Source organism: Myceligenerans salitolerans, from assembly GCF_017349295.1.
In the GTDB taxonomy this organism is placed as follows: Bacteria; Actinomycetota; Actinomycetes; order Actinomycetales; family Cellulomonadaceae; genus Myceligenerans; species Myceligenerans salitolerans.
Map to the genome: position 1 here is coordinate 79,381 of NZ_JAFMPK010000043.1, position 23,879 is coordinate 103,259.

The 23,879-nt window shown below is 70.4% G+C and carries 21 protein-coding genes; 9 read left to right on the forward strand and 12 right to left on the reverse strand.

Translation table 11 applies throughout. The annotated features are described in order from the left end of the window. The first annotated feature begins 152 nt into the window (after positions 1-152). The gene (locus tag J0911_RS10790; protein WP_207275468.1) at positions 153-1,556 is read left to right on the forward strand and encodes a cellulase family glycosylhydrolase; all 1,404 of its coding nucleotides are present in this window, start codon (positions 153-155) and stop codon (positions 1,554-1,556) included. A 152-nt stretch (positions 1,557-1,708) separates the two neighbouring features. Beyond that, the gene (locus J0911_RS10795) at positions 1,709-3,157 is read left to right on the forward strand and encodes a class-II fumarase/aspartase family protein (protein ID WP_207275469.1); all 1,449 of its coding nucleotides are present in this window, start codon (positions 1,709-1,711) and stop codon (positions 3,155-3,157) included. Positions 3,158-3,226: 69 nt separating this feature from the next. Here the strand turns inward: J0911_RS10795 and J0911_RS10800 are convergent, their stop codons facing one another. Further along, the gene (locus J0911_RS10800) at positions 3,227-3,907 is read right to left on the reverse strand and encodes an RNase H family protein (RefSeq protein WP_242636581.1); all 681 of its coding nucleotides are present in this window, start codon (positions 3,905-3,907) and stop codon (positions 3,227-3,229) included. A gap of 125 nt (positions 3,908-4,032) precedes the next feature. Here J0911_RS10800 and J0911_RS10805 point away from each other — a divergent pair, with 125 nt between their 5' ends. Both J0911_RS10805 and J0911_RS10810 read left to right on the forward strand, forming a co-directional pair. Next, the gene (locus J0911_RS10805) at positions 4,033-5,223 is read left to right on the forward strand and encodes a VIT1/CCC1 transporter family protein (protein WP_207275471.1); all 1,191 of its coding nucleotides are present in this window, start codon (positions 4,033-4,035) and stop codon (positions 5,221-5,223) included. Positions 5,224-5,317: 94 nt separating this feature from the next. Continuing rightward, the gene (locus J0911_RS10810) at positions 5,318-5,821 is read left to right on the forward strand and encodes a hypothetical protein (protein ID WP_207275472.1); all 504 of its coding nucleotides are present in this window, start codon (positions 5,318-5,320) and stop codon (positions 5,819-5,821) included. A 366-nt stretch (positions 5,822-6,187) separates the two neighbouring features. Here J0911_RS10810 and J0911_RS10815 read toward each other — a convergent pair whose 3' ends face one another. Both J0911_RS10815 and J0911_RS10820 read right to left on the reverse strand, forming a co-directional pair. After that, the gene (locus J0911_RS10815) at positions 6,188-7,678 is read right to left on the reverse strand and encodes a flotillin family protein (RefSeq protein ID WP_207275473.1); all 1,491 of its coding nucleotides are present in this window, start codon (positions 7,676-7,678) and stop codon (positions 6,188-6,190) included. A 94-nt stretch (positions 7,679-7,772) separates the two neighbouring features. Next, entirely contained in the window at positions 7,773-8,228 is a 456-nt protein-coding gene (locus tag J0911_RS10820) for an NfeD family protein (protein ID WP_207275474.1), read from the reverse strand. A gap of 159 nt (positions 8,229-8,387) precedes the next feature. Here J0911_RS10820 and J0911_RS10825 point away from each other — a divergent pair, with 159 nt between their 5' ends. Next, positions 8,388-8,702: a GNAT family N-acetyltransferase gene (locus J0911_RS10825; RefSeq protein ID WP_207275475.1), complete on the forward strand. Its 315-nt coding sequence runs from the start codon at positions 8,388-8,390 to the stop codon at positions 8,700-8,702. A gap of 46 nt (positions 8,703-8,748) precedes the next feature. Here J0911_RS10825 and pgm read toward each other — a convergent pair whose 3' ends face one another. The 6 genes from pgm to J0911_RS10855 all read right to left on the reverse strand — a co-directional run bounded on the left by pgm (position 8,749) and on the right by J0911_RS10855 (position 14,368). Then, entirely contained in the window at positions 8,749-10,437 is a 1,689-nt protein-coding gene (gene pgm / locus J0911_RS10830) for a phosphoglucomutase (alpha-D-glucose-1,6-bisphosphate-dependent) (RefSeq protein ID WP_207275476.1), read from the reverse strand. A 122-nt stretch (positions 10,438-10,559) separates the two neighbouring features. Further along, a complete protein-coding gene (locus J0911_RS10835) occupies positions 10,560-11,414 on the reverse strand; it encodes an SDR family NAD(P)-dependent oxidoreductase (protein WP_307865024.1) in 855 nt (284 codons plus the stop codon). 332 nt (positions 11,415-11,746) lie between these two features. Then, complete coding sequence (locus tag J0911_RS10840) at positions 11,747-12,079, reverse strand: SDR family NAD(P)-dependent oxidoreductase (RefSeq protein ID WP_207275478.1); 333 nt, start codon at positions 12,077-12,079, stop codon at positions 11,747-11,749. Continuing rightward, a complete protein-coding gene (wrbA, locus tag J0911_RS10845; RefSeq protein WP_207275479.1) occupies positions 12,076-12,687 on the reverse strand; it encodes an NAD(P)H:quinone oxidoreductase in 612 nt (203 codons plus the stop codon). Before wrbA ends, J0911_RS10840 begins: the two co-directional genes overlap by 4 nt. 87 nt (positions 12,688-12,774) lie before the next feature. After that, positions 12,775-13,560: an SDR family NAD(P)-dependent oxidoreductase gene (locus J0911_RS10850; protein WP_207275480.1), complete on the reverse strand. Its 786-nt coding sequence runs from the start codon at positions 13,558-13,560 to the stop codon at positions 12,775-12,777. Next, positions 13,541-14,368 (reverse strand): oxidoreductase, encoded by an 828-nt coding sequence (locus tag J0911_RS10855; protein WP_207275481.1) that lies wholly within the window; start codon positions 14,366-14,368, stop codon positions 13,541-13,543. Before J0911_RS10855 ends, J0911_RS10850 begins: the two co-directional genes overlap by 20 nt. A 204-nt stretch (positions 14,369-14,572) precedes the next feature. Between J0911_RS10855 and J0911_RS20320 the strand changes: the two genes are divergently transcribed. Then, positions 14,573-15,049, forward strand: coding sequence for a MarR family winged helix-turn-helix transcriptional regulator (locus J0911_RS20320; protein WP_207275482.1), 477 nt, complete (start codon positions 14,573-14,575; stop codon positions 15,047-15,049). Positions 15,050-15,323: 274 nt separating this feature from the next. On the opposite strand, the gene J0911_RS10865 is transcribed toward J0911_RS20320, so the two are convergent. Continuing rightward, a complete protein-coding gene (locus tag J0911_RS10865; RefSeq protein ID WP_207275483.1) occupies positions 15,324-15,617 on the reverse strand; it encodes a GNAT family N-acetyltransferase in 294 nt (97 codons plus the stop codon). Positions 15,618-15,838: 221 nt separating this feature from the next. After that, positions 15,839-16,054 carry a hypothetical protein gene (locus J0911_RS10870; RefSeq protein WP_207275484.1) on the reverse strand — a complete coding sequence of 72 codons (216 nt, stop codon included), beginning with the start codon at positions 16,052-16,054 and terminating at the stop codon, positions 15,839-15,841. Between the two features lie 301 nt (positions 16,055-16,355). Here J0911_RS10870 and J0911_RS10875 point away from each other — a divergent pair, with 301 nt between their 5' ends. Beyond that, positions 16,356-17,699 (forward strand): glycoside hydrolase family 6 protein, encoded by a 1,344-nt coding sequence (locus tag J0911_RS10875; RefSeq protein ID WP_207275485.1) that lies wholly within the window; start codon positions 16,356-16,358, stop codon positions 17,697-17,699. A gap of 182 nt (positions 17,700-17,881) precedes the next feature. On the opposite strand, the gene J0911_RS10880 is transcribed toward J0911_RS10875, so the two are convergent. Then, a complete protein-coding gene (locus J0911_RS10880) occupies positions 17,882-18,613 on the reverse strand; it encodes a TetR/AcrR family transcriptional regulator (protein WP_207275486.1) in 732 nt (243 codons plus the stop codon). 117 nt (positions 18,614-18,730) lie between these two features. Here J0911_RS10880 and J0911_RS10885 point away from each other — a divergent pair, with 117 nt between their 5' ends. Then, entirely contained in the window at positions 18,731-21,529 is a 2,799-nt protein-coding gene (locus J0911_RS10885) for an MMPL family transporter (RefSeq protein WP_207275487.1), read from the forward strand. Next, positions 21,526-23,814, forward strand: a complete 2,289-nt coding sequence (locus tag J0911_RS20780) for a YhgE/Pip domain-containing protein (RefSeq protein ID WP_207275488.1) — start codon at positions 21,526-21,528, stop codon at positions 23,812-23,814. Before J0911_RS10885 ends, J0911_RS20780 begins: the two co-directional genes overlap by 4 nt. The last annotated feature ends 65 nt before the right edge of the window (positions 23,815-23,879 follow it).

A 23,879-nucleotide genomic window follows, 5' to 3' on the forward strand; every position in this document is an offset into this window, starting at 1 on the left:
CGCCGTGTCGTGCGGCTCCTGAGGCGGTTCGCATTAATCGCTTAATGCGCTGGGCTCTCGATGATCGGGCCGCGACAGTGGGTCCGCGGGGTGCGCGGGTTCGTCGTCGGGCAGCATCAGCCCGCGCCGTGTGCCCGGGAACGAGGGAGTTCATGCGACCCAGACGAAAGGCCTTGCTCGCCGCGGCGGGCGGCGCGGCTCTGCTCGCAGCGCCTCTGGCGGTGGCGTTGCCCGGTGCCGCGGAGCCGGCCGACACGCTGGAGGTCGGCATCCACGTCGAAGGCGACCGCATCGTCGAGGCCGACGGTTCGGAACTGCTGCTGCGGGGCGTCAGCCACGCGCACACCTGGTACCTGAACGAGACCGGTTCGTTCGCCGACATCGACGACGCCGGCGCGAACGCCGTCCGGGTCGTGCTCAGCGACGGCACGCGGTGGAACCGGAACGGGCCCGCCGACGTGGCGAACGTCGTGGACCTGTGCTGGCAGAACGAGCTCGTCTGCGTGCTCGAGGACCACGACACCACCGGCTACGGCGAGGAGGCGGCGGCGGCGACGCTCGACCAGGCGGTGGACTACTGGATCTCGCTGCTCCCCGTGCTGGAGGGCACGGAGGACTACGTACTCGTCAACATCGGCAACGAGCCGTACGGGAACGACGCTGCCACGAACGAGGGCTGGGCCGCCGACACCTCGTCCGCGATCCAGCGCCTGCGCGCCGCCGGGTTCGACCACACGATCGTGGTCGACGCCCCCTCGTGGGGCCAGGACTGGCAGGGCATCATGCGGGAGCGCGCGCCCGAGGTCGCGGCCGCCGACCCGGACGGGAACACCGTGTTCTCTGTCCACATGTACGGCGTCTACTCGTCCGCGCAGGCGGTCCGCGACTACATCGACGCGTTCGACGCCATGGGTCTGCCGCTGATCGTCGGGGAGTTCGGTCACGACCACTCCGACGGCGATCCGGACGAGGACACGATCATGTCCTACACCCGGTCCCAGGGCGTCGGGTGGTTCGCCTGGTCCTGGAGCGGCAACGGTGGCGGCGTCGAGTACCTGGACATGGTGCGGCAGTTCGACCCCGCCCAGCGCACCGACTGGGGGAACCGGGTCGTCACCGGTCCCGACGGGCTCGCCCAGACGTCGGTCAAGGCCGGCGTGTTCGGCGGCGGAGGTCCGGAGCCCACGGACGACCCGACGGATGACCCGACCGACGATCCGACCGATGACCCCACCGACGACCCGACCGATGACCCGGGCACCGGTGCCTGCGTGGCCACGCTCGAGGTGGTGAACGACTGGGGCAGCGGCTTCCAGGGCCAGATCACCGTCACCGGCGGCTCGGGCGGCACCAGCGGCTGGACCACCCAGTTCACACTGCCCACGGGCACGACGATCGGCAGCCTGTGGAACGCGGACTACTCCGTCAACGGCTCCACCGTCACCGCGAGCGACGTCGGCTGGAACGGCACGCTGAACGCCGGCCAGTCGACCTCCTTCGGCTTCACCGCCAACGGCACCGCACCTGACGCAGTCCCCGTGACCTGCGTGGACTGAGCCGGTCGGCCTGGCGGAGCGCCGTGCGCGGCGCTCCGCCAGGCGCGGCGTCCCACCTGGTGACGGGGTTCCGGCCGGTTAACATCCAGGAAACATTCGGCTAGGCTGTGGTGGCCCGCTTCACTGTCGACAACCCCCTGGGGGCTGCGAAGATGTCCGACGAATCGATTCGACGCTATACCGACGGCCGCGTGCCGGAGCCCGGCATCAAGCACCTCTTCAGCGCCGAGAACCGATTCCAGCGCCGGCTCGACGTCGAGGCGGCACTCGCTCAGGCAGAGGCGGACGTCGGGCTGATCCCCGAGGACGCCGCCGGAGCCATCGAGGCCGCGGCCCGGATCGAGAAGCTCGACATGTCCCGGATCGCCGAGGCCACCGCGACGGCGAGCCACCCGCTCATGCCACTGGTGGACGAACTCGCGCGCGTCGTCGGGCCCGAGCACGGCGAGTGGATCCACTGGGGCGCCACCACGCAGAACATCACACAGACCGCGGACATCCTCGTACTGCGCGACGTGCACCGGGCGCTCAAGAGGCACCTCGCCACGACCCTGCGAGCCCTGTCCGAGCTCGCCGACTCGTCCGCCGCGGTGCCCATGCCCGGACGCACCCATTCCCAGCACGCCGTTCCGGTCACGTTCGGTTTCAAGGCCGCGGTCTGGATCGACGAGCTCACCGCCACCGTCGACCGGCTGGAGCGCCTCGAGGACCGGCTGTTCCGGGTTCTCATGGGTGGCGCCGTGGGTACGTTCGCCTCGTTCGGACCGCAGGGCCGTGCGGTGGAACGCGGTGTCGCCGAGCGGCTGGGCCTGGGCACGATGCCGGTCCCCTCGCGAGCCGTGAACGACGGGATGGTGGAGTTCGTCGTCGTCCTCGGCCTGCTGGCCGGTACCGCCGGCAAGATCGGCAAGGACGTCTACACCCTGATGCAGCCCGAGTTCGGTGAGGCGTTCGAGCCGATTCCCGCCGGGACGGTCGGCAGTTCGACGATGCCGCACAAGCGGAACCCCCAGCTCGCGCTCGACGTGCAGTCGATGAGCGCGCAGGTGCGCGCCCTGACGGGGCCGGCCCTGGAGTCCATGCTGCACGACCACGAGGCGAACGGTGGCATGACGGCGCTGCTCGAGGACGTCATCGGTCAGGCTGCGGTGCTGTCCGGTGACCTGCTGGTCCGGCTGTCGGTCATCATGTCGGGCCTCGAGGTCGACGAACAGCGGATGCGTGCCAACCTCGCGCTGTCCGAGGGCCTGATGGGTTCGGAGTCGCTCATGCTGGAGCTGGGCGAGCGCATCGGCCGGCAGAGCGCGCACGAGATCGTGTTCGAGCTCGCGCAGGCGGCCGCCGTCGGCGACGCGTCGTTCCTCGACCTCCTGCTGCGGGACGCCACGGTCCGTGAGCACCTCGACCCGGAGCGGATTCGCCGGCTCATCGACCCGTCGAGCTATCTGGGCGAGAGCGTCGCCATCGCGCGGGACCTGGCGCGGCACGCGCGAGCCGTCGCCGACCGCCTGGAGTTCCGTGCGGAGGCCGACACGATCGCGGCGATGGACGCCGCAGCGGTGGACGTGCCGCGGGACGGCCTGGACCTCACGACCGTCTAGGACCTGGCGCGCCGGCCGCGCCACAAGCCTGCGGTGTGGGAACGAGCCCGCCGTGTCGAGCCCGCCGTGTCAGAACAGGGTCGCCGACTCCCAGGGAGCCGGCGAGTCCTCCCCCTGCCGCGCGTCCGGTGCGCCGGGCCCGGCGGCGCGGTGGTCACGGGCCGCCACGCGGGCCGGGCCGTCGGGCGCCGGCCCGGCCGTGACGGGCGGCGTACCGGCGTTCACACCGTCGGCAGACGCACGCGCCAGTTCGGCGGCCTGCGCGGCGGGCGGCATGTTCCCGATCAGGAAACCGTCCAGGTCGCCTCGTCCGGCGGACCAGTCCGCGGCCGAAAGCTCCGCGAGGTGCCGGGCGCGTTCGTGGAACGGGCTGTCGATGTGTCCCCGGACGTGCCGGAAGCGGACCGGTCCCGTGCGCGTCGTGACGGCGTCGTCGAGCGCACGCACGATGTCGGCGTCCGGGACGGCTTCGTCGGCCGCGGTGCGCCAGCCGTTGGCCTTCCAGACCGGCAGCCACTCCGAGGCGACACGGATGGCCTGCTGCGATCCGGACTCCACGAGAAGCGGCTCGTCCCCGGGGTGGGCCTCGATGGCGCGGAGGACGGCGGTCAGCCCGGCGGACTGATCCGTGCCGCTGGCGGCACCACCCGAATCGAAGTTCCCGTCCGTGTGGTCGATCCACGCCCAGCCGATCGCACCCGGGTCACCGAGGGCGTCCCCGTGGGTGCTGAGGATGATCACGGCGACCATTGTGCCTTGCCGAGCGGGATGGTGGGTAGGGCGACATGCTTGACAGGATGAGTTCCGGGTGCAGGAAATCTCCGCGCGTGCCCTCCCGGAACCCATGACGGGCTCGCCGTTGCGATCATGGCAGCATGCCCGGACCCACTCCTGCCGAGCGTGCCGCGAACCAGCATCCTTCTCGCCGTCGCACGCGCGCCGACATCCGTCGCTGGCGCCGCTATCTGGCGGCGGAACGCGCCGAAGCCGCTTCCTATCGGGACCTCGCGCGGCGGCGTACGGGCGAGGAACGCGAGATCCTCCTCGCACTGGCCGAGGCGGAGAAGCGGCATGAGGCGCACTGGCTCGACCTGCTCGGCGACGACGTGGGCGAGCCGCTGCGCACCGAATGGCGCTCTCGGGCGCTCGGCCTGCTGGCCCGGCGGTTCGGCGGGGTGTTCGTGCTGGCTCTCGCGCAGCGTGCCGAGGCCCGCTCGGTGTACTCGCGGGACCTGGACGCGACCGCGGCCATGGCCGCCGACGAGCAGATCCACGAAGAGGTGGTCCGGAGCCTGGCGACCCGCGGGCGGAACCGGCTGTCGGGCACCTTCCGGGCCGCCGTGTTCGGCGCGAACGACGGACTGGTGTCCAACCTCGCGCTGGTGCTCGGTGTCGGCGCGTCGGGGGTCTCCCAGCAGACGGTCCTGCTGAGCGGTCTGGCGGGACTGCTGGCGGGATCCTTGTCGATGGCGGCAGGCGAGTTCGTGTCCGTGCGGTCACAGCGGGAACTCCTGGAGGCATCGTCGCCGTCACCCGACACCGCCGCGGCACTGCCCCACCTGGATCTCGACGCGAACGAGCTCGCCCTGGTCTACCGTGCCCGGGGCATGTCCCCCGACGAGGCGCAGGAGCGTGCGGACGAGATCCTCGCCCCCTTCTCGGTGCCGGCCGACGAGCCTCGTGGTGTCCTGACGGGGGGCGACGCCGCCGCCGGTGGCGATGCCGAGGAAGGTGGCCCCGGGGCAGGAGCCGCCGTCGCGGACGGAGTGACCGACGAGCACGAGACCCATGGGACCGCGTGGGGCGCGGCGTCGTCGTCGTTCTGCTTCTTCGCGTCCGGTGCGCTGATTCCCGTCACGCCCTACCTGTTCGGTATCGGGGGAATGACGGCGGTGACCGTCGCCTCGGTGCTGGTCGGCCTCGCCCTCCTCGCCACGGGCGCGATCGTGGGCCTGCTCTCCGGAGCCTCGCCGTTGACCCGCGCGCTGCGGCAACTGCTCATCGGCTTCGGCGCCGCTGCCGTGACCTACCTTCTCGGACTGGTCTTCGGTACGGTGGTGGGGTAGCCGCCCCGACGCGCCGGTGCCCCGTTGCGCGCAGGGCGAAAAAGGTTCACAGTTGTGCACGGACCTGCATATCGGCGACGAATGGTTTGTGTACATGGCTTCGGCGCACCACCGCATCCCCCGGGCAGCGAGAACGCCTGGCTGGATCGTGCGCGTCGCCCTGTCGCTCGGCATCGCGGCCGGTGGCCTGTTGCTCGGGGCTCCGCCGGCCGCCTCCGTGGCCGACGGCCCGTTCGATGCCGTCGCCGACGCGGCGCCACCGAAGGCGGATACCGTGCGGCCTGCTCCGGGCACCGCTCAGGAGAACCGCGGAAGCACGGTCCTTCCCGTGGCGGAGCCGGCGTCCCACTCGGCGGTCCCGCAGCCGAGGGGCGAGATCGGGGCCGCGCAGGGGAGCGACGCGGAGCACCGGTCGGGCGACACGCTGGCGTCCGCGGTGGAAGGCAGCGTCTCGCTGCTGCGGGCGAGCGGCGGGGAGGCGACGGTCCTTCTCGCCTCGTTGCTCGTCATCGGCCTGGCCGTGTTCCGGGGGCGTACCCAGGAGCGTCCGAAGCCGCATTCGCTCGCGTGCTTCGAGGTGCCCGTCTCTCCGGCCTGAGACCCAAGGACTCGGGGCTCGTCCGGCCTCGCCTCGCCGTTCCGGGAGGCGGTCGCCGCGGGTCCTGATCGTCGACGGCGCTCCCGCGGGCGCGTCGTCGACCGACGGCTGACATCTGGTTCGCGGTCCGTACGCGGGGTATCGCTGGGGGGTGTGCCCGCGGGTCCGGAGTCGCGATCCATCGGATGTCAGGGGCCGACGTCGGAGGTGCCGCTGGGGGGTGCCTCGGACGGACGCCCGTACCGTGCGGACGGATACCGGCTCGCCGTCGAACGGACGGCGTGCCGGGGCCGGTCCGCTGCAGGAAGCCCTGGGGCCGGTCCGCTCGCCGGACCGGCCCCAGGGTGCGGTGGGCTGTGTCGTCGGCTACTTCGTGCCGGACGACGGGTCCGAGGTGGACGACCCGTCCGACGACGGCCCCCGGCCGATGGTCGTACCCGCCACGCCGCTGATGAGATCGTTGAGATCCACACCCGTCAACTGCTTGATGACGCCTTGGCCCTCGCCCAGGACGCTCGCCACGTTCTTGGTGAGCGCGGAGGCCCCGTCGGTGGAGACCACGGTCATGCCCGCGATGTTGCCGATCGGCTCGGCGGCGGCGCGCACGATCTCGGGCAGACGCTCGATGAGTTCCTGTGCCAGTGCGGCCTCGCCGTACTTGCGCAGCGCCTCGGCCTTCGCGTCCGTGGCGGCGGCCTCTGCCCGGCCCTCGGCCTCGACGGCGGCCGCACGTGCCTCGCCCTCGGCGCGGATACCCGCGGCGAGCGCGACCTGCTTGTCCCGCTCCGCCTCACCGGCACGGCGCACGGACTCGGCCGCGGCCTCGGCGTCCTGGATGGCGGCCGTCTTGTTCGCCTCCGCGATCGTCGTGCGCTTGAACGCGTCCGCCTGGGTCGAGGCGTTCTCGGCGTCGCGCCGTGCGTTGGCCTCCTGGACCTGCGCGTAGGCGCGTGCCTCGGCGGGCTTGCGGATCTCGATGTCGAGTCGCTCCTGCTCCACCCGAGCCTTCTCCGCCATCGCCTCACGTTCCTCGATGGCGACGTTCCGGTCCTGCTCCGCGCGGGCGAGCTGGCCCGCGGCCTCCGCCTCGGCCTGGGCCTTGTCGGTCTCGGCCTTGATCGCGGCCTTCTTCAGGTCGAGTTCCTTCTGCCGCTGTGCGATCTGCTCGGCGGCCTCGATGACCGCGAACTCCGAGACGCGCTTCGCCTCGGCCTCGGAGACCTCGGCGAGCTGTCGGGCCCGTGCGGACTCGGCGCGGCCCAGGTTCTCCAGGTAGTCGGAGCCGGGCGTAGAGATGTCCGAGATGTTGAGGATGTCGATCTGCAGGCCCTGCTCGGCGAGGTCCATCTTGGTGGACTGGACCACGCGGTCGGACAGGCCCTTGCGGTCCGAGATGATCTCCTCGAGCGTCATGTCTCCGACGATCGAGCGCAGGGAGCCCTCCAGCGCCTCCTTGATGATCTCGGTCAGCATGTCCTGCTGGGACAGGAAGCGCTGCGCGGCGCGGCGTACGCCCTCTTCGTCACCACGCACCTTGAAGTTCACGGACGCCTTGATCGCGACCTTGATGCGGTTGGCGTCGACCCCTTCGACGACGATGCCGATCTGACGCTGCTCCAGCGAGATGGAGAAGCCCTGCTGCAGCACCGGCCAGACGAAGGTGCGGCCGCCGACGACGACCCGCTGGTTGGCCAGATCGGCCTCGCGCTTCCCGGCGCCGCGCCCGACGACGATGAGGGCCTCGTTCGGCGGCACCCGCCGGATCCTGCTGGAGACGAACGCCATCAGGATGACGACGGCGACGATCACGGCGACGACAGCGATCACGCTGACGAGGCCAGGGTTGTCCGGGGACATGTGTGCTCCTTGGGGGGTGTCCTGGTGGGTGGTTGCTTCGACGTCACCGCCGGGGACGCTCACGGCGAGCGAACGCCCGGCGGTCGGGTGCCGGTCACTCGGCGGGTTCCACCTTCACGCGACTTCCGTGCTGCTCGACGACCGTGATGCGCGAACCCTGCGGGATCGGCCGGTCCGCGAAGGCCATGCGGGTCTCCAGCTCATGATCGAGGGAGACCTCGCCGTGCGCGGCCGACACCTCGGACGTCACGGCGCCCTGCAGCCCGACGACCGATCTGGGGGCCGAGTCGTCGGACTGTCGCAGCCGCTTCAACAGCAGGTTCACCAGCAGGACGACGGCGAGTCCGACGACCGCCGCGATCGGGTACGTGGCGACGACCGGCAGACCGGACGAGGTCACCACGGCACCGGTGGCGCCGAACAGCAGCAGCCCCGCACCGAGCGACGTGCCGGACAAGGCGCCGTCGCCCAGCTCGAAGAGGTCACCGAGGGTGACCGAGAGCAGCCCGAGGAGGAGTCCGAGGATGCCGAGGACGATGAAGACGAGCATGGGTCTCCTTGTGGACCGCGACAGACGGCCCCGACGTGAAGATCAAGTGAAAGCGCCTGCAACGTATCAAGGCGATATCGGCCCGCGCACGCAAAGTAGCGGGAAATGTGACCGACGTCGGGTGGCACGCACGGAACGGGCCCGTGACGATGGGGTGCCATGAGCGACAACCTCACGGTCACCGTCACGGACAACCCCGCGGAGAGCCGTTTCGAAGCGCGACTGCCTGACGGCACGCTCACGGGACAGGCCGTCTACGAGCGGGACGGGAGGACGGTCGTCTTCACGCACACGGAGGTGCTGCCCGAGTACGAGGGCAAGGGCATCGCCTCCCGGCTCGCCCAGGAGGCGCTCGGCCTCGTACGCGGCGGCGACGACCGGATCGTCCCGCTGTGCCCGTTCATCCGCCGCTACGTGAAGAAGCACTCGCCCGAGTACGACGACCTGCTTCTCGACGTTCCGCCCGCGTCGTAGGAGCGGGACGACGCCGGCAGCGTCTCCGGTCCGGTCAAGGTCAAGGTCATCCCACGGCCAGCGCCGCGCTCACGACCTCTCTCGCGGCAGCCTGAACCTCGGTCAGGTGGTCGGCCGAGAGGAACGACTCCGCGTAGATCTTGTACACGTCCTCCGTGCCCGAGGGCCGTGCCGCGAACCACGCGTCCTTCGTCGTGACCTTGAGCCCGCCGATCTTCGCGCCGTTCCCCGGCGCCTCGGTCAGGGCTGACGTCACCGGCCCGCCCGCGACCTCGGACGCGGTGACGTCCGACGGCGAGAGTCGGCCGAGCGCCTCCTTCTCCGCGCGGGTCGCCGGAGCGTCGACCCGCGCGTACCAGGACTCACCGTGCTGCCGGACGAGGTCGGCGTGGTGCTGCGAGGGCGTCGTCCCGGTGGTCGCCAGGATCTCGGACGCCAGCAGCGCCAGCAGGAGGCCGTCCTTGTCGGTGCTCCACACCCGCCCGTCACGGCGCAGGAACGACGCACCGGCCGACTCCTCGCCGCCGAACGCGACGTTCCCCGACAGCAGGCCCGGCACGAACCACTTGAACCCGACCGGCACCTCGACGACCTCTCGCCCGAGGTCGTCGGACACCCGGTCGATCAGTGAGGACGAGACGAGCGTCTTCCCGATCGCCGCGGCCGACGGCCATTCCGGCCGAGCCCCCGAGAAGAGGTACCGGATCGCCACGGCCAGGTAGTGGTTGGGATCCATCAGCCCGCCGTCCGGGGTGACGATGCCGTGCCGGTCCGAGTCCGCGTCGTTGCCGGTGGCGATGTCGTACGGTGCGGCCGTGCCGTCGGTGGGGTTCATCCGGCGCACCAGCGACGCCATCGCGGAGGGTGAGGAGCAGTCCATCCGGATCTTGCCGTCGTGGTCGAGCGTCATGAATGTCCAGCGGGGGTCCACCTGCGGGTTCACGACCGTGAGGTCGAGCCCGTAGCGCTCGCCGATCTCGCCCCAGTACTCCACGGAGGCGCCGCCCAGCGGATCCGCGCCGATGCGCACGCCGGCGGATCGGATCGCCTCCAGGTCGAGGACGGTGGCCAGGTCGTCGACATAGGTGGTCAGGAAGTCGTGCCGGTGCGTCGTGTCCGCGTCGAGCGCGGCCTCGAGCGAGACCCGGGGGATCGAGGCCGTTCCCGAGGAGAGGATCTCGTTCGCTCGTCCGGCGATCCAGCCGGTCGCGTCGGACCCGGCGGGACCGCCGTGCGGCGGGTTGTACTTGAACCCACCGTCACGTGGAGGGTTGTGGCTAGGCGTCACCACGATGCCGTCGGCGAGGCCCGGGCCTGTCGTCCGCGCCCCGGTCTCGGAGAGGGCCTCGTTGTGCAGGAGGATCGACTGCGAGACGGCGGGGGTGGGCGTGTACGAGTCGCGGGCGTCGACCATGACGGTGACACCCGCCGCCGCGAGCACCTCGAGCGCGGTCTGCCAGGCGGGCAGGGACAGCGCGTGCGTGTCGCGCCCGATGAACAGCGGTCCGTCGGTGCCCTGCGAGCGGCGGTACTCGATGATCGCCGCGGTGGTCGCGATGATGTGCGCTTCGTTGAACGCGGCGTCGAGGCTCGAGCCCCTGTGCCCGGACGTGCCGAACACGACGCGCTGCGCCGGGTCCCCGGGATCGGGCGTCAGGTCGTAGTAGGCGCCGACCACGCGGTCGACGTCGATCAGGTCGTCAGCGGTCGCAACTGTTCCGGCGCGCGGGTGCATAGGACGATAGTGCCAGGTCCGCGCCGGTCACGGGGGTGGGTTCACGGCCGCTGACAGCCGCGCGGGTGAGGGAGCGCCTCGGGAGGCGCAGGGCGGTGCCCGCTCGTGGGCGGCTGGAAGGCCTACGAGGGGAAGTCGGCGCCTCGGGAAAGCTGCTCGCTGGCGCGAAGGTCCGACAAGGTCTCTTCCAGGGCGGCGGTGGCCGTGTCGAAGCCAAGGCTGCCGAGCACCAGACGCCGTGGCGGCTGGTCCTGATCCATCGCCCGGAGGATCGCCTCGACACCGCGAGCAGGGTCACCAGGTTGCTTGCCGTCCTGGTCGATCATCTGCTGACGGACCACGTCGAGTTGTGAGAGATATGCGTCGACGGTCTCCCGGACGGGCTCGTCCTCGAAGCTGGAGTACGCGCGTGTGCGGAAGGCTCCCGGCTCGACGGCGAGCACCTTGATGCCGAACTCGGCCACCTCGTGGCGCAGTACCTCGGTCATGCCCTCGAGCGCGAACTTGGCTGCCGTATAGAAGCCGAAGCCGGGGATGCCGGTCAGCCCGGCCACCGAGGACATGTTCACGATCCACCCGCTGCCCCTGGCCCTCATGCCAGGAAGGACCGCTCGGGTCACAGTGAGCACCGCGTAGAAGTTCAGGTCGATCACCCGGCGTGCGTCCTCGATCGGCATGCCCTCGACCGATCCGTACCAGCCTCGACCCGCGTTGTTCACCAGCACGTCGATCCCGCCGAAGTGTGCCTCGGCCTCGGCGACCCCGTCGCGCACCTGCCTCTCGTCCGTCACGTCGAGCTTGAGGACCAGGACCTGGTCCTCGTGGGAGGCGGCCCAATCGGACAGTTCCTCGGGTCGTCGCGAACTGACCACCACGCGATCCCCACGCCGGAGCGCACCTTCGGCGAACGTGAGACCGAAGCCTCCAGGTGTTCCGCCTGTGACAAACCAAGTCTTCATTGCCGTCCTCACGCACATAGGGTCAGATGCTGTCTACAAGGACAGCATAACCTGTCTTTCAGGACAACAAATTTGCCGGATCGGAGTGTGCGCTCCGGGTGGCTCGGCGTGCGGGGTCGGCGCCGCACGCTCCGGCGCCGTGACCCCGTAGCGGGTGCCGCCGCGAACGCCCTCGAAGGCGACAGGTTCCGGACCTCGACCGCGCTCGACCGCGTGTGTCGAAGGACGGCGTACCGACCCGGACGATGAGTTTCACCGGTGGGTCGGCCCGTGCGGGTGCACCGGAAGGCCTGGAGCCCGCGCACTGTGGGCGCGGTCTCCAGGCCTCACTCAGAGGACAGGTGGTCACATCACGGGGCCGAGAAGGTCTCCTCCGTCTGCGACGAACTCGGATCCGGTGGAGAAGCTCGCCTCGGAGGAGGCGACGAAAAGTACACTGGGTCGAATATCTCCTCGGCGGCAGCGACCGTGTGAGCCCATTGGGTCTGGTCGCTGACGTCGAGGTGCTGGAAGACGGCTCGGTCGCCGAGTTCGCCCGCCAGGGCCTGGCCGTCGTTGTCGGAGACGTCGGCGATGACGACGGACGCTCCTTCGGCGATGAGGCCGCGGACGTGGCTGGCCCCCATGCCGCGAGCACCGCCGGTGACGATGACGGTCTGGCCGGTGAATCGGTTGGCGGTCATCGTGTGCTGCCTGCCTTGAGCGCGGAGGTGATCTTGACGACGCGCTCGGCCTGGTGCCGGGCGGCGTCGAGGGTTCCGTCGCCGATCGGGTTGGCTCCCTGGGCGTCGATGTGGGAGGTGCCGTAGGGATTCCCATCGACGAACTTGACCGGATCCGTGTAGCCGGGGGCGACGAGGATGCCGCCGAAGTGGTGGATGGAGTGATACAGGGCCAGGAGGGTCGACTCCTGACCGCCGTGGTTGGTCGAGGTCGTCACAAAGCCGCTGTAGACCTTGTCGGCGAGCTTGCCCTGGGCCCACATGCCGCCGAGAGTGTCGAGGAACTGCTTGAGCTGCGAGGCGACGTTGCCGAACCGGGTCGGGGTGCCGAAGATGACGGCGTCGGCCCAGTCCAGATCGGCGGGTGTGGCGGTGAGGATGTGCCCGGTCTCGGCGGCGTGCGCGGCCCATGCGGGGTTCGACGCGATGGCAGCCTCGGGGGCGAGCTCGGCGACCTTGCGCAGACGGACGGCGGCACCGACCTTCTCGGCGGTATCGCTGATCTCTTGGGCGATGCGCCCGGAGAAGCCGGTCGAGGAGTAGTAGACAATGGCGAGGTTGATGGGCATGCGTTCTGTTTCCTTGCTGTATCGAGCCATGTGCGCTGGTTGGTTGGTGAGATGCCGATCCGCGAGCGGCCTCGCGGACTGGGCGAGTCAGTCGGGCAGGCCGGAGTAGTCGGCCTGTCCGGCGAGTTGGCCGCCGTCGACGACGAGGTCGCTGCCGGTGATGAACCTCGACTGGTCGGAGGCGAAGAACAGCACCGCCTGGGCGATGTCCTCGGGCTCGCCGACACGGCCGAGCGCCACGGCGCTGGTGTCGAAGACGACGCCGTGGGTCATCGGCGTGCGGGTCTGCCCGGGATGCACCGCGTTGACCCGGATGTGGTGGGCTCCCAGTTCCAGCGCGGCGGCCTTGGTCAGGCCGCGCACGCCCCACTTGGCGGCGACGTAGCCGGACATGCGTGGAACGCCCTGGAACGCGCCGACCGAACCGATGTTCACGATCGATCCGCCGGCGGCATTCTTCTTCATCGCCGGAACCACGGCCTGGATCCCGTTGAAGACACCGACAAGGTTGATGTCGACCGTGCGCTGCAGCCGGGTGCCGTCCAAGTTCTCGAGGAGGGCGGGGTCGGCGATACCGGCGTTGTTCACCAACACGTCGATACCGCCGAACCGCTGCTCAGCCTCGTGCGCGACCTCTGCCCACCGCGCCTGGTTCGTCACGTCGATCTCACGGGCAAGGACGCCGGGCCCGAGATCGTGGGCGACGCTCCGGGCGGCGGCGCCGTCGATGTCGAGAGCGACGACGTGCGCGCCCTCGGCCGCCAGGAGGCGGACGGTGGCCGCACCCATGCCCTTCCCACCGCCGGTGACCAGGGCAGTGCGTCCGGCGAGCCGCCCCGTCGGCGCAGTCTTGTCACTCGAAGTCGGTGCCACGGGACACCTCCTCCCATGCCGCACGGTCCTTCGCAGTCTGCTCGGCGGCCTCGTTGAGCCGGTCGAGGGCGTCGTTGCCGAACGCCAGGCGCAGTGGCGGGCGCTCGGAGTCGATGGCCTGCAGCAGGGCGGCCGCGATCTTCTTCGGGTCGCCGGGCTGCCGGCCGGTGACCTCCTCGACGTGCTTGCGCAACTCCCCGACCGTCGGCTCGTAGTCGGCGATCTGCTCGGACTCGGTGATCGCGGGGCCGGCGAAGTTGGTTCGCATCGCGCCGGGCTGTGCGATGAGTACCTTGATGCCTAGATTGGCTACCTCGCGTGCGAGCGCGATCGAGAACCCCTCCAGAGCGAACTTGCCTGCCGAGTAGGCGGACATGCCCGGGGTGGAGATCTGGCCGCCCAAGCTGCTGATCTGGATGATCGCACCACGACGGCGAGCCCGCATGTACGGGAGCACCGCCCGGGTCAGGGCCGCGGGACCGAAGAAGTGCAGTTCCATCAGCCGCCGCAGCTCCGCCGGGTCGGTCAGCTCCACCGCGCCAATGTGTCCCCGGCCGGCGGCGTTGACCAGGACATCGATCCCGTCGTGGCGCGCGGCGGCATCGGCGACGACCTCCTCGATCCGACCGGCGTCGGTGACGTCGACCTGGACCACTTCCACGGCATCGCCGTGCTCCTGCTTCAGGATCGCCGCGCCGTCGGTGTCCCTGTCGGCGGCGATGACCGTGTCTCCCGCACTCAACGCGGCCTGGGCGATCTCCCGGCCGAGACCCGAAGCGGCCCCGGTCACGATCCACGTGCGTTCCATGGTTCGGAACTCCTTACGATTGGTGACGTGTCACCCGCCTTAACGGGTGACGTGTCACCAATATTCCCGCGGGCGCAGGAGTGGTTCTGGCGACTGTGGCAAACGTAAACTCCAGGAAAGGGTGATGAGTCAACGCACTGCCCTGAAATCGCCCGACGTGCACGAGGGGGTGACGTGTCCCCCTTGGTCGCTAGACTGGGCAGGGTGAACGAAGCTGAGCTCCTGACCGATCGCGAGCGTCGTGCGTGGTACGGGCTCCTGACGATGCAGGAGGACCTGCACCGGCACCTCAGCCGCGAGCTGATTCGCGACTGCTCCATCACGCTCTCCGACTTCGCCGTGCTCAGCACGCTGCAGATGTCGGGCCGGGCCGCCATGAGGGTCCACGAGGTGCGAGCGGCCGTTCGGTGGGAGAAGACGCGGCTGACCCACCAGATCTCCCGTATGACGTCGCGAGGGCTCCTCGCCCGGATCAGATGCGACGAGGACAGGCGCGGAGTCTGGATCGCCCTGACCGACGAAGGCCGGGCCGCGATCGAGGCGGCGCTGCCCGGCCACGTGGCCCGCGTGCGGGCGATGTTTCTCGACGTCGTCCCGCCCAAACATCTGGAGATCCTCGCGAGCATCTCCGAGTCGGTCCTCGAAGGGCTGGAAGAGGATGCCGATGACACGGGCTCCTGACGGAGAAGGTCACCGCTCGCGGCGCCCAGGTCTGTCTCGGAAGTGGTGTCGTGACCTGGGGGACTCCACGATCAACCGGACGCATTGGCACGCGGCCGGCGCCCCGGTGTGCGGCCGTCACAGGATTCCGTTGGTCACCTGCCGGTGATCCCGGCAACCCCCGCTCGTAGCGACCGGCAGCAGCGGCTCGACCCGCGCCCGTGCCACATCCGTCAGCTCACCGCGTCCAACGCCCACGAGTCGCACCGCGGCCTACCTGTTCGCTGGACAGGCCCTAGCCGACGAGGTCTGCGTACTCGGGGTGCTTCTCGATGTACTCGGCCACGTACCAGCAGCGCGGATCCACCTTCTTGCCGGCGACCCGGGCATCGTCCAGGGCCGTCCGGGCGAGGCGTGCGGCGACGCCGTGTCCCCGGTGCCGGGGATCGACGACGGTGGAAGGCATGACGATGGTGTCGCCCTCGGTGCGGTACTCCAGGAATCCCGCGACGACCCCGCCGTTCAGACGCGCCTCGTAGCGTGAGGCGTCGGTGTGGTCGACGACGTCGTACTCGAGCTGCTCGGTCATCGCCTCAGCGTAGTGAGCGGCGTTCTCAGCTGCCATGATCGATGTCACCCCCCGGTCGCGGGAATTCCTCATTGGTGGTAAAACAGGCCCGGACGCCGTTGTCCGGGCCGGTCTTCTGGAGCACCGGGGCCGGGAGGCCCGCTGCCGGCCGGATCGCCGACGCGCGGAGGTCTCGGTCGCTCCCGCGTAACGGTCACGGGGCCGGGTTCAGCGGTGGCCGCTCACCACGGTGACCCGAAGAAGAGTGCCGGGTCGAGGGCCGCGATGGTGATGCAGATCGCGGTGGCGGCCGAACCGATGCCGGCCATGGTGAGGAACTCGCGCCGGCCGAAGCCGCCGACCCGCAGTTCCAGCAGCCTGGCGGGGCTCGAACCCCGGGAGCGGGCGAGTGCCCATCCGGTGCTCTGCGTCGCGGTCGAGCGATCCGTGTGCGTCACGTTGCTACCTCCGGTGGCTGATGTGCTCGGGGGCTGCCTGCGTGGTGCTGGTGCAGTGCTGCTTGGTGAAGTTGGCCGGCGCCCCGTGCGGGGCGCCGTGGGAAAACTGTTACACAGATTCGTGACAATGTGAAGTTGTACGACACGTCGAGCTGGTGGCGGGTTTTTTCATGGGGCTGTCGAGGGGTCCTGGCGGCATCCCGCGCAGGTCACCCATCTAAACGCTTCGGTAGCTGCCGGTGGGGTCAGAGGTCTCCGTACGGTCTGGGCCTGGAATGGCACCGATCGAAGGAGATCTCCCATGCGTACCTCGAGTTCCCGACGACGAGCGAGGTGGGCCTCCGCGGCCGCCGTCGTCTCGCTGGGTGTCGGAGGCGCTCTCACCGCGGCGACCGTCGCCGCCACCAGCGCCTCCGCGGCCGCGGGTTGTGACGTCGACTACCGCATCACCAACTCGTGGAACGGTGGCTTCCAGGCCGACGTCACCCTGACCAACCTCGGCGATCCGGTCTCCGGCTGGGACCTGGCCTGGCAGTTCGCCGGTGGCGAGGCGGTCACGCAGGCGTGGAACGCCGCCGTCACGCAGTCGGGCAGCGGTGTGAGCGCTTCCGACGTCGGCTGGAACGGCAACCTCGGCACGGGAAGTTCCGCGTCGTTCGGCTTCATCGGCAGCGGCTCCGCGGCGACGCCGTCGTCCTTCACGATGAACGGCACGACGTGTACGGGTGACGTCGGCGGGGACCCGACCGAGGAGCCCACCGACGACCCGACCGAGGACCCGACCGACGACCCGACACAGCCGGCCGATGGTGAGCTCTACGTCGACCCGGGCACACAGGCGTACGAGGCCTGGCAGGCCGCCTCCGGGTCGGACAAGGACCTCCTGGCGAAGATCGCCCTGACCCCGCAGTCCTACTGGGTGGGGAACTGGGTGGACCCGCAGCACGCCCGCGACGAGGTCGTCGACTACACGTCGCGCGCCGTCGCGGCCGGCAAGATCCCCGTGCTCACGGTCTACGCGATCCCCGGGCGGGACTGCGGCAACCACTCCGGTGGCGGTGTCGAGGAGAGCGAGTACGCGGCGTGGATCGACACGGTCGCCTCGGGCATCCAGGGCGAGCCGTGGGTGATCCTGGAGCCCGACGCACTCGCCCAGCTCGGCGACTGCGACGGGCAGGGGGACCGCATCGGCTTCCTCCGGTACGCGGCGAACTCGCTCGCGGACGCGGGCGCCCGTGTCTACATCGACGCGGGCCACTCCGCATGGCTGAGCGCCGGTGAGGCGGCCGGCCGGCTCCAGCAGGTCGGTTTCGCCGACGCCGTGGGCTTCGCCCTGAACACCTCGAACTACCGCACGACGACAGAGGCGCGAGCGTACGGTGAGCAGGTGTCCGCTCAGGTGGGCGGTCGTCCGTACGTCATCGACACCTCGCGCAACGGGAACGGCCCGGGGAGCGACTGGTGCAACCCGAGCGGCCGTGCGCTCGGCGAGCGGCCGACGCTCGTCGACGACGGGACGAACCTCGACGCGTTGCTCTGGGTGAAGCTGCCGGGCGAGTCCGACGGTGAGTGCAACGGCGGTCCCGCGGCAGGGGCGTGGTGGCAGGAGATGGCTCTCGAACTGGCGCGCAACGCCGCTTGGTGAGGTAGACAGCTCCACCGGGGCAGAGGGTTCTCCGTCGAGAGCCCTCTGCCCCGGCTCGTTCCTGCCTGCGCGGGCCACGGGGCCACGTGACCCACTCGGTCGCCGGCGGTTCCCGACGGCCCTGACCGGTCACGAGGCGGCCACGGCCCGGGGCTCGAAGTGCCGGTCCCGCACACGGCGTGCTATGCGCGAGGACCGATGAGGAGGTCGACCAGGTGGCCGAGGAGGGCCTGGTCCGGGCCGTGCGGTGCGCTCGTGCCCTTCGACTCGGTGAGCGGGTGCTCGACGGCGTGGCGGCGGTCGATCGCCTCGTGGACCGCGAGCAACGTGTCGATGGCCGTGTCGGTGTCGACGACGAACCGGAGGCCCAGGGTCTCGAGGATGCGGGTGATGGCGTCGGTCAGCTCCTCCCGGAGCGTGGTCACGTGGGTGGAGTACAGGGCCGCGACGCGGGCGTCGCGCATGGCGAGCAGCTCGAGCTCGGAGCGCAGCAGCGTCCACTGGCGGCTGTGGTCCGGGTCGGTCGCCACGGCGTTGAGGATCTGTGCGATCGCGTCGTGGTCCACGGCGCCGGACCGGAACTCGCAGGGGTCCAGCGAACGGGTGGCCGCCTCGAGCGCGTCGAGCTGCTGCCGCTTGAGGCGGTCTGCGAGTGCGAGGAACAGCTCTTCCTTGCTGTCGAAGTTCGAGTAGAACGCGCCGCGCGTGAAACCGGCGGTCTCGCAGATGACCTCGATCGAGGCGCCATGGATGCCGTCCCGTGCGAAGACGGTGTAGGCGGCGTCCATCAGACGCGCCCGTGTGCGCTCGCGGCGTGGGGTCAGCGCGGTGGCCAGGGCGCTCTCGGCCGGAGACGCGCCCGGATCGGCGGCGCCCTGTCCGACGGCGTCGTCGCGCAGCGGCTCGGCGGTCACGATCTCTCCTCGGGTGGTGGTGCGACTTAGGAGTGTAGTCCGATCGGCCGAGTGTCGATACACGAACGTATCCGATACAGTGATGCATCGAACCACTGGAACCCCTTGGGAGCGTTCGTGTCTTCTGCTCTGTACTCGCTGGGTCGCTGGGCTGTGCGTGCGCGCCGGCTCGTCCTGGTCGGCTGGATCCTGGTCCTCGGGCTCGCCGGCGGTGCCGCTGGACTGCTGCAACAGGGACTCGACAACCAGGTGTCGATCCCCGGCACCGAGTCCCAGCTCGCCCTGGATCGGCTGTCCGCCACGTTCCCGCAGGTGAGTGGTGCGTCGGCGCAGGTCATCGTTGTTGCGCCGGAAGGTTCGGACGTCTACGACGACGCGATGCGCGACGCCGTCGAGGGCGGTGTCACCGCTTTGGGCGACGTCTCGCAGGTCGCCGCGGTCACGTCGCCCTACGACGACCAGATGCCGGCGTCCGTGTCCGACGACGACACGGCGACCCTCCTGACCATCCAGCTCGACGGCAACGAGAGCTCGGTCACCGACGAGACGAAGGAGGCTCTGTCGGATGCGGCGGCGGCGCTCGACGCCGACCTGCCGGACGGGGCCGAGGCGCACCTCGGCGGACAACTCTTCGCCACCGAGTTCCCGGAGATCTCCCTGGTGGAAGGGGTCGGGCTGCTCGTGGCCATGGTGGTCCTGGTCATGACGCTCGGATCGCTGATCGCGGCCGGGTTGCCGCTGTTCAACGCGCTTCTCGGGGTCGGGGTGTCGATGGCCCTCCTGTTCGCCGCGACCTCGCTCGGTCCCATCAGTTCGACCACCCCGATGCTGGCCGTGATGCTCGGGCTGGCGGTGGGCATCGACTACGCGCTCTTCATCGTGTCGCGGCACCGGGAGCAGCTGCGGGACGGGCTCCCGGTCGAGGAGTCGGTGGCCCGTGCGACGGCGACAGCGGGCTCCGCGGTCGTCTTCGCCGGGCTCACCGTCATGATCGCTCTGGTCGGTCTGAGCGTCGCCGGTATCCCGTTCCTGTCGGTCATGGGCATCGCCGCCGCGGTGACCGTGGGTGTCACCGTGATCGTCTCCCTGACCCTCCTCCCCGCCCTGCTCGCCATGGCGGGGGAGCGCCTGCGGCCGAGGAAGCGCCCGAGCGCGGCCTCCGACGAGGACGACGAGGGAGAGAACCGGACGCACGGCGCCGCCGACCGGTTCTTCTCGGGATGGGTCCGCGGGGTGACGCGCTACCCGGCGGTGACGGTGGCGCTCGTCGTGGTGGCCCTGGGCTCGCTCGCGCTACCCGCGACGAACCTGCGGCTCGCGTTGCCGGATGCCGGCGTGCTGTCCGAGGACAACTCCGCGCGGGTCACCTACGACCTGGTGTCCGAGAAGTTCGGCGACGGCTTCAACGGGCCGCTCGTCATCACCGGATCCATCGTGACGAGCAACGACCCGGTCGCCCTGATGGAGCAGATCGGCGACGAGCTGGCGGACCTGCCGGGCGTCGCGGACGTGCCCCTCGCCACGCCGAACGAGTCCGCCGACACCGGGATCGTGCAAGTGGTTCCCACGGGTGGCCCGACGTCGGCCGAGACCGAAGCGCTCGTGCACGAGATCCGGAGTCTGCACGGTCACTTCCTGGACACCTACGGCGTCGACCTCGCGGTGACGGGCTCGACGGCGGTCGGGATCGACGTGTCGGCCAAGCTCGGCGCCGCACTGCTTCCCTTCGCACTGCTCGTCGTCGGTTTGTCGCTCGTCCTGCTGACCATGGTCTTCCGTTCGATCGCGGTGCCGATCAAGGCGACCGTGGGATACCTGCTCTCGGTCGGTGCGGCCTTCGGCGTGATCACGCTCGTGTTCGAGAACGGCTACCTGGCCGAGCTGCTGGGTGTGACCCGGACCGGCCCCGTGATCAGCTTCATGCCCATCGTTCTCATGGGCGTGCTGTTCGGACTGGCCATGGACTACGAGGTCTTCCTGGTGTCACGCATCCGCGAGGACTACGTGCACGGGAGAGGACGGGACCGGGCGCGGAGGGCGATCACGACCGGCTTCCGCGGCGCGGCGGGAGTCGTCACCGCTGCCGCCGTGATCATGACCGCGGTGTTCGTTGCGTTCGTCCCGCACGGGGACATGAACCTCAAGCCGATCGCGCTCGGGCTGGCGGTGGGTGTCTTCGTGGACGCCTTCGTCGTCCGGATGGTTCTCGTGCCCGCGGTCCTGGCACTGCTGGGAGAGAAGGCCTGGTGGATCCCCCGGAGGCTCGACGCGGCGCTGCCGTCGTTCGACGTCGAAGGGGAGGGCCTGGCACGCGAGATCGCCCTGGCCGACTGGCCCGAGCCCGGAGCGACGGATGCCGTCGCCGCCGAGGGGATGGTGGTTCGTAGCGACGCGGGCGTCATGGCCGGCCCGGTGACCGCTCGAGTACCGCAAGGAGGAGTGCTTCTCGTGCGCGGCGACTCCGCCACCCAGGTCAGCAGCGTTCTCCTCGCCATGGCGGGTCGGCTCGTACGTGCGGGCGGGATCGAGCTGGACGGCAAGCTGAAGACCACCGGGCTGGTGCTGCCCGAACGGGCCGCGACGGTACGTGGAAGAGTCGCGGTCGTCGATGCGAGTGAGGCCGCGAGCGGTATCGCGGCCGACGAGGCCGTCCGGCGGACGGTGGCCGACCGCGCGCGCCTGGTCGTCGTGGAGGGCACCGAGACCGTCGGGGACCTGACCGGGCGGTTGGAACTGGCGCGAGCGCTCGCGCACGTGCAGCGTGCCGGGGTCGCCGTGGTGGTGGGCGCGGTCGGCGCCCCGGCAACAGATCTGGTGCCGGCCGGCACGCCCGTGCTCGATGTCGGTGCTGCCGGGGACCCCGCTCTGGCGAACGGGCGCGGGAACGAGATTTCGATGCAGGAGGTTCGGCGATGAACGCGAAGAGGTGGCTGCGGCCGGAACCCGTACGTGATCAGCGGAAGGCGGCGGCTGTCGCGCTTCTGCCGCTCATGATCCTGGGACTTCTCCTGTCGGCCTTGTGGAACCCGCAGGACCGGCTCGACACCGTACCGGCCGCGATCGTCAATCTCGACGAACCGGTGGAGGTCGACGGGCAGCTGGTACCGCTCGGTCGGCAGCTTGCGGCAGGCCTGGTAAGCGGGGGAGAGGTGCCTGACGAAGGTGAGTCCGCCGCCGTGCCGGCGTCCGACGACAGCTACGACTGGCGTGTGACCGACGCGGAGGATGCGGCCTCAGGGCTCGCCGACGGCGAGTACGCCGCCGTCGTGACGATTCCCGAGGGATTCTCGTCGGCGGCGACGTCCTACGGCGGCGACGACCCGTCGGAGGCGCGCAAGGCGACGATCGATGTGGCGACGGCACCCGACGGCCGGATCCTCGACGACGCGCTGGCGCAGATCGTGGCGCAGACGGCGACGAGCGTTCTCGGTGACACCCTGACCGAGACCTACGTCGACAACGTGCTGGTGGGCTTCTCGACCCTGTCCGGAGAGCTCGGCACGGCCGCGGACGGCGCCGGCGACCTCGCCGACGGCGCCTCGGAGGCAGGCGACGGTGCGGAGCAGCTGGCCGACGGCGCCCGCCAGGCGTCGGACGGCGCGGCGGAACTGGGCGACGGAGCCGGCCGGATCGCGGGTGGCGCCGGCGAACTGGCCGGCGGTGCCGGTCAGTGGGCCGGGGGAGCAAGCGAATGGGCAGCCGGTGCGTCTCAGTGGGCCGCGGGTGCCGACGCGCTTTCTGCCGGCATGTACGACCTGGCCGGCGGTGTAGGGCGCAGCGCGATGGGCGCGAACCAGCTGGCAGATGGAGCGCAGGACCTCTCAAAGGGCGCACAGCAACTCGCCGGCGGAAGCCAGGAGTTCGCTTCGAAGATCGCCATGGTGGACCAGCAGGTCAGCGATCTCTCCGGTGAGGCACAAGACATGATCGCGAGTCTGGAGTCGCTGGGTGGCGATCTCGAGCAGCTTGCCGCTGGCATCGCGATACTGTGCGGCGGTTCGATCGTTGAGGAAGGTTCTGAGCTGACCGAGGAGGCTCAGGCCCAGCTGACCGCACTCTGCGACAAGCTGGCGGAGATGGACGGCGATGCGGAGCCAGGGATCGACAAGATCATGGAGAAGCTGGACTCGTTCGCCACCGGAGCCGACGATCTCGCGGACGGCTCGGAACGGCTTGCCAAGAGCTCGCAGACCGTGGCCGACGGCGTGACCGAGCTGGCATCCGGTGTCGGTGAACTCTCCGGTGGCCTCACCGCGTTGCAGCGGGGCGCCAACGACGTCGCCGCGGGGACTGAGGGGCTCGCCAACGGCGCCCAGGAACTGGCTGCGGGTGCCACGGGACTCGCCGGCGGAGCCTCCGAACTCTCCTCCGGCGCCGGAGGCCTGGCAAACGGCGTCTCCGGTCTGGCCGCAGGCGCCGGAGACCTCTCCGGGGGCATCGACACGGTGGCGGCCGGTACGGACGACCTCGCCACCGGCATCCACGAGATGGCCGGCGGAGCAGGCGACCTGTCCGACGGCCTCGACCAGGCCACCGAAGAGCTTCCGGCCTACAGCGACGCGGAGCGCCGGTCGCTCGCCTCCGTCGTGGCGGACCCGGTCGAGGTGACCGGTGCGTCCGAGCTCGGCACCGGTGCCACCGGACCGATGTTCGCGGTCCTGGCTCTCTGGCTCGGCGCACTCGGCGTCATGCTCGTGTTCCCGCCGGTGCCCTTCGGTGCTCGCGGCTCGACACGCGGCCCGCTGCGCCTGGCCCTCGGTGCTCTTGCCCTGCCGGCCGCCATAGGAGTCGTGACCGGTGCGGTGACCGGAGCGATCCTCGCCGCGGTGGAGGGGCTCGACGCAGGCGGCTGGGCCGCCGCGATCACGGTCGGCACCCTCGTATCGGTCGCGTTCGTCGTCGTGAACCAGGCGCTGGCCGCGGGGCTCGGACACGTGGGACGAGGGATCAGCCTCGTCATCGCGGTGCTGGTGATCGCCGCCGGGGTGGTCTCCACAGCGCCGGCAGGGCTGCGTGGGCTGGCGGCGTTCCTCCCGGTCGGCGCCGCTCAGGAGGCGCTGGCCGCGATCACGGAGGGTTCCGGTGGCCTGTCCGCGGCCTGTGCGGCGCTGGTCGTCTGGGCGCTGGCAGCTCTGGCGGCGACGACCTTGGCGGTCTCTCGCTCGCGCACGGTCCGCGCGGCCGGGCTCCGGCAGGCCTGAGGCCCGGCCTCGGTGGTCGAGCCGGCCGAGCCGGCTCGACCACCGAGCCTCCGCCGTGCGATTGC

Coding starts and splice junctions, on each gene's coding strand:
- J0911_RS10805 (WP_207275471.1), top strand. CDS start 4,033: ATGCCCGGACCCACTCCTGCCGAGCGTGCCGCGAACCAGCATCCTTCT.
- J0911_RS10790 (WP_207275468.1), top strand. CDS start 153: ATGCGACCCAGACGAAAGGCCTTGCTCGCCGCGGCGGGCGGCGCGGCT.
- J0911_RS10815 (WP_207275473.1), bottom strand. CDS start 7,678: ATGTCCCCGGACAACCCTGGCCTCGTCAGCGTGATCGCTGTCGTCGCC.
- J0911_RS10855 (WP_207275481.1), bottom strand. CDS start 14,368: ATGGAACGCACGTGGATCGTGACCGGGGCCGCTTCGGGTCTCGGCCGG.
- J0911_RS10835 (WP_307865024.1), bottom strand. CDS start 11,414: ATGTGCGTGAGGACGGCAATGAAGACTTGGTTTGTCACAGGCGGAACA.
- wrbA (WP_207275479.1), bottom strand. CDS start 12,687: ATGCCCATCAACCTCGCCATTGTCTACTACTCCTCGACCGGCTTCTCC.
- J0911_RS10840 (WP_207275478.1), bottom strand. CDS start 12,079: ATGACCGCCAACCGATTCACCGGCCAGACCGTCATCGTCACCGGCGGT.
- J0911_RS20780 (WP_207275488.1), top strand. CDS start 21,526: ATGAACGCGAAGAGGTGGCTGCGGCCGGAACCCGTACGTGATCAGCGG.
- J0911_RS10820 (WP_207275474.1), bottom strand. CDS start 8,228: ATGCTCGTCTTCATCGTCCTCGGCATCCTCGGACTCCTCCTCGGGCTG.
- J0911_RS10810 (WP_207275472.1), top strand. CDS start 5,318: ATGGCTTCGGCGCACCACCGCATCCCCCGGGCAGCGAGAACGCCTGGC.
- J0911_RS10865 (WP_207275483.1), bottom strand. CDS start 15,617: ATGACCGAGCAGCTCGAGTACGACGTCGTCGACCACACCGACGCCTCA.
- J0911_RS10875 (WP_207275485.1), top strand. CDS start 16,356: ATGCGTACCTCGAGTTCCCGACGACGAGCGAGGTGGGCCTCCGCGGCC.
- J0911_RS10825 (WP_207275475.1), top strand. CDS start 8,388: ATGAGCGACAACCTCACGGTCACCGTCACGGACAACCCCGCGGAGAGC.
- pgm (WP_207275476.1), bottom strand. CDS start 10,437: ATGCACCCGCGCGCCGGAACAGTTGCGACCGCTGACGACCTGATCGAC.
- J0911_RS10800 (WP_242636581.1), bottom strand. CDS start 3,907: ATGGTCGCCGTGATCATCCTCAGCACCCACGGGGACGCCCTCGGTGAC.
- J0911_RS10795 (WP_207275469.1), top strand. CDS start 1,709: ATGTCCGACGAATCGATTCGACGCTATACCGACGGCCGCGTGCCGGAG.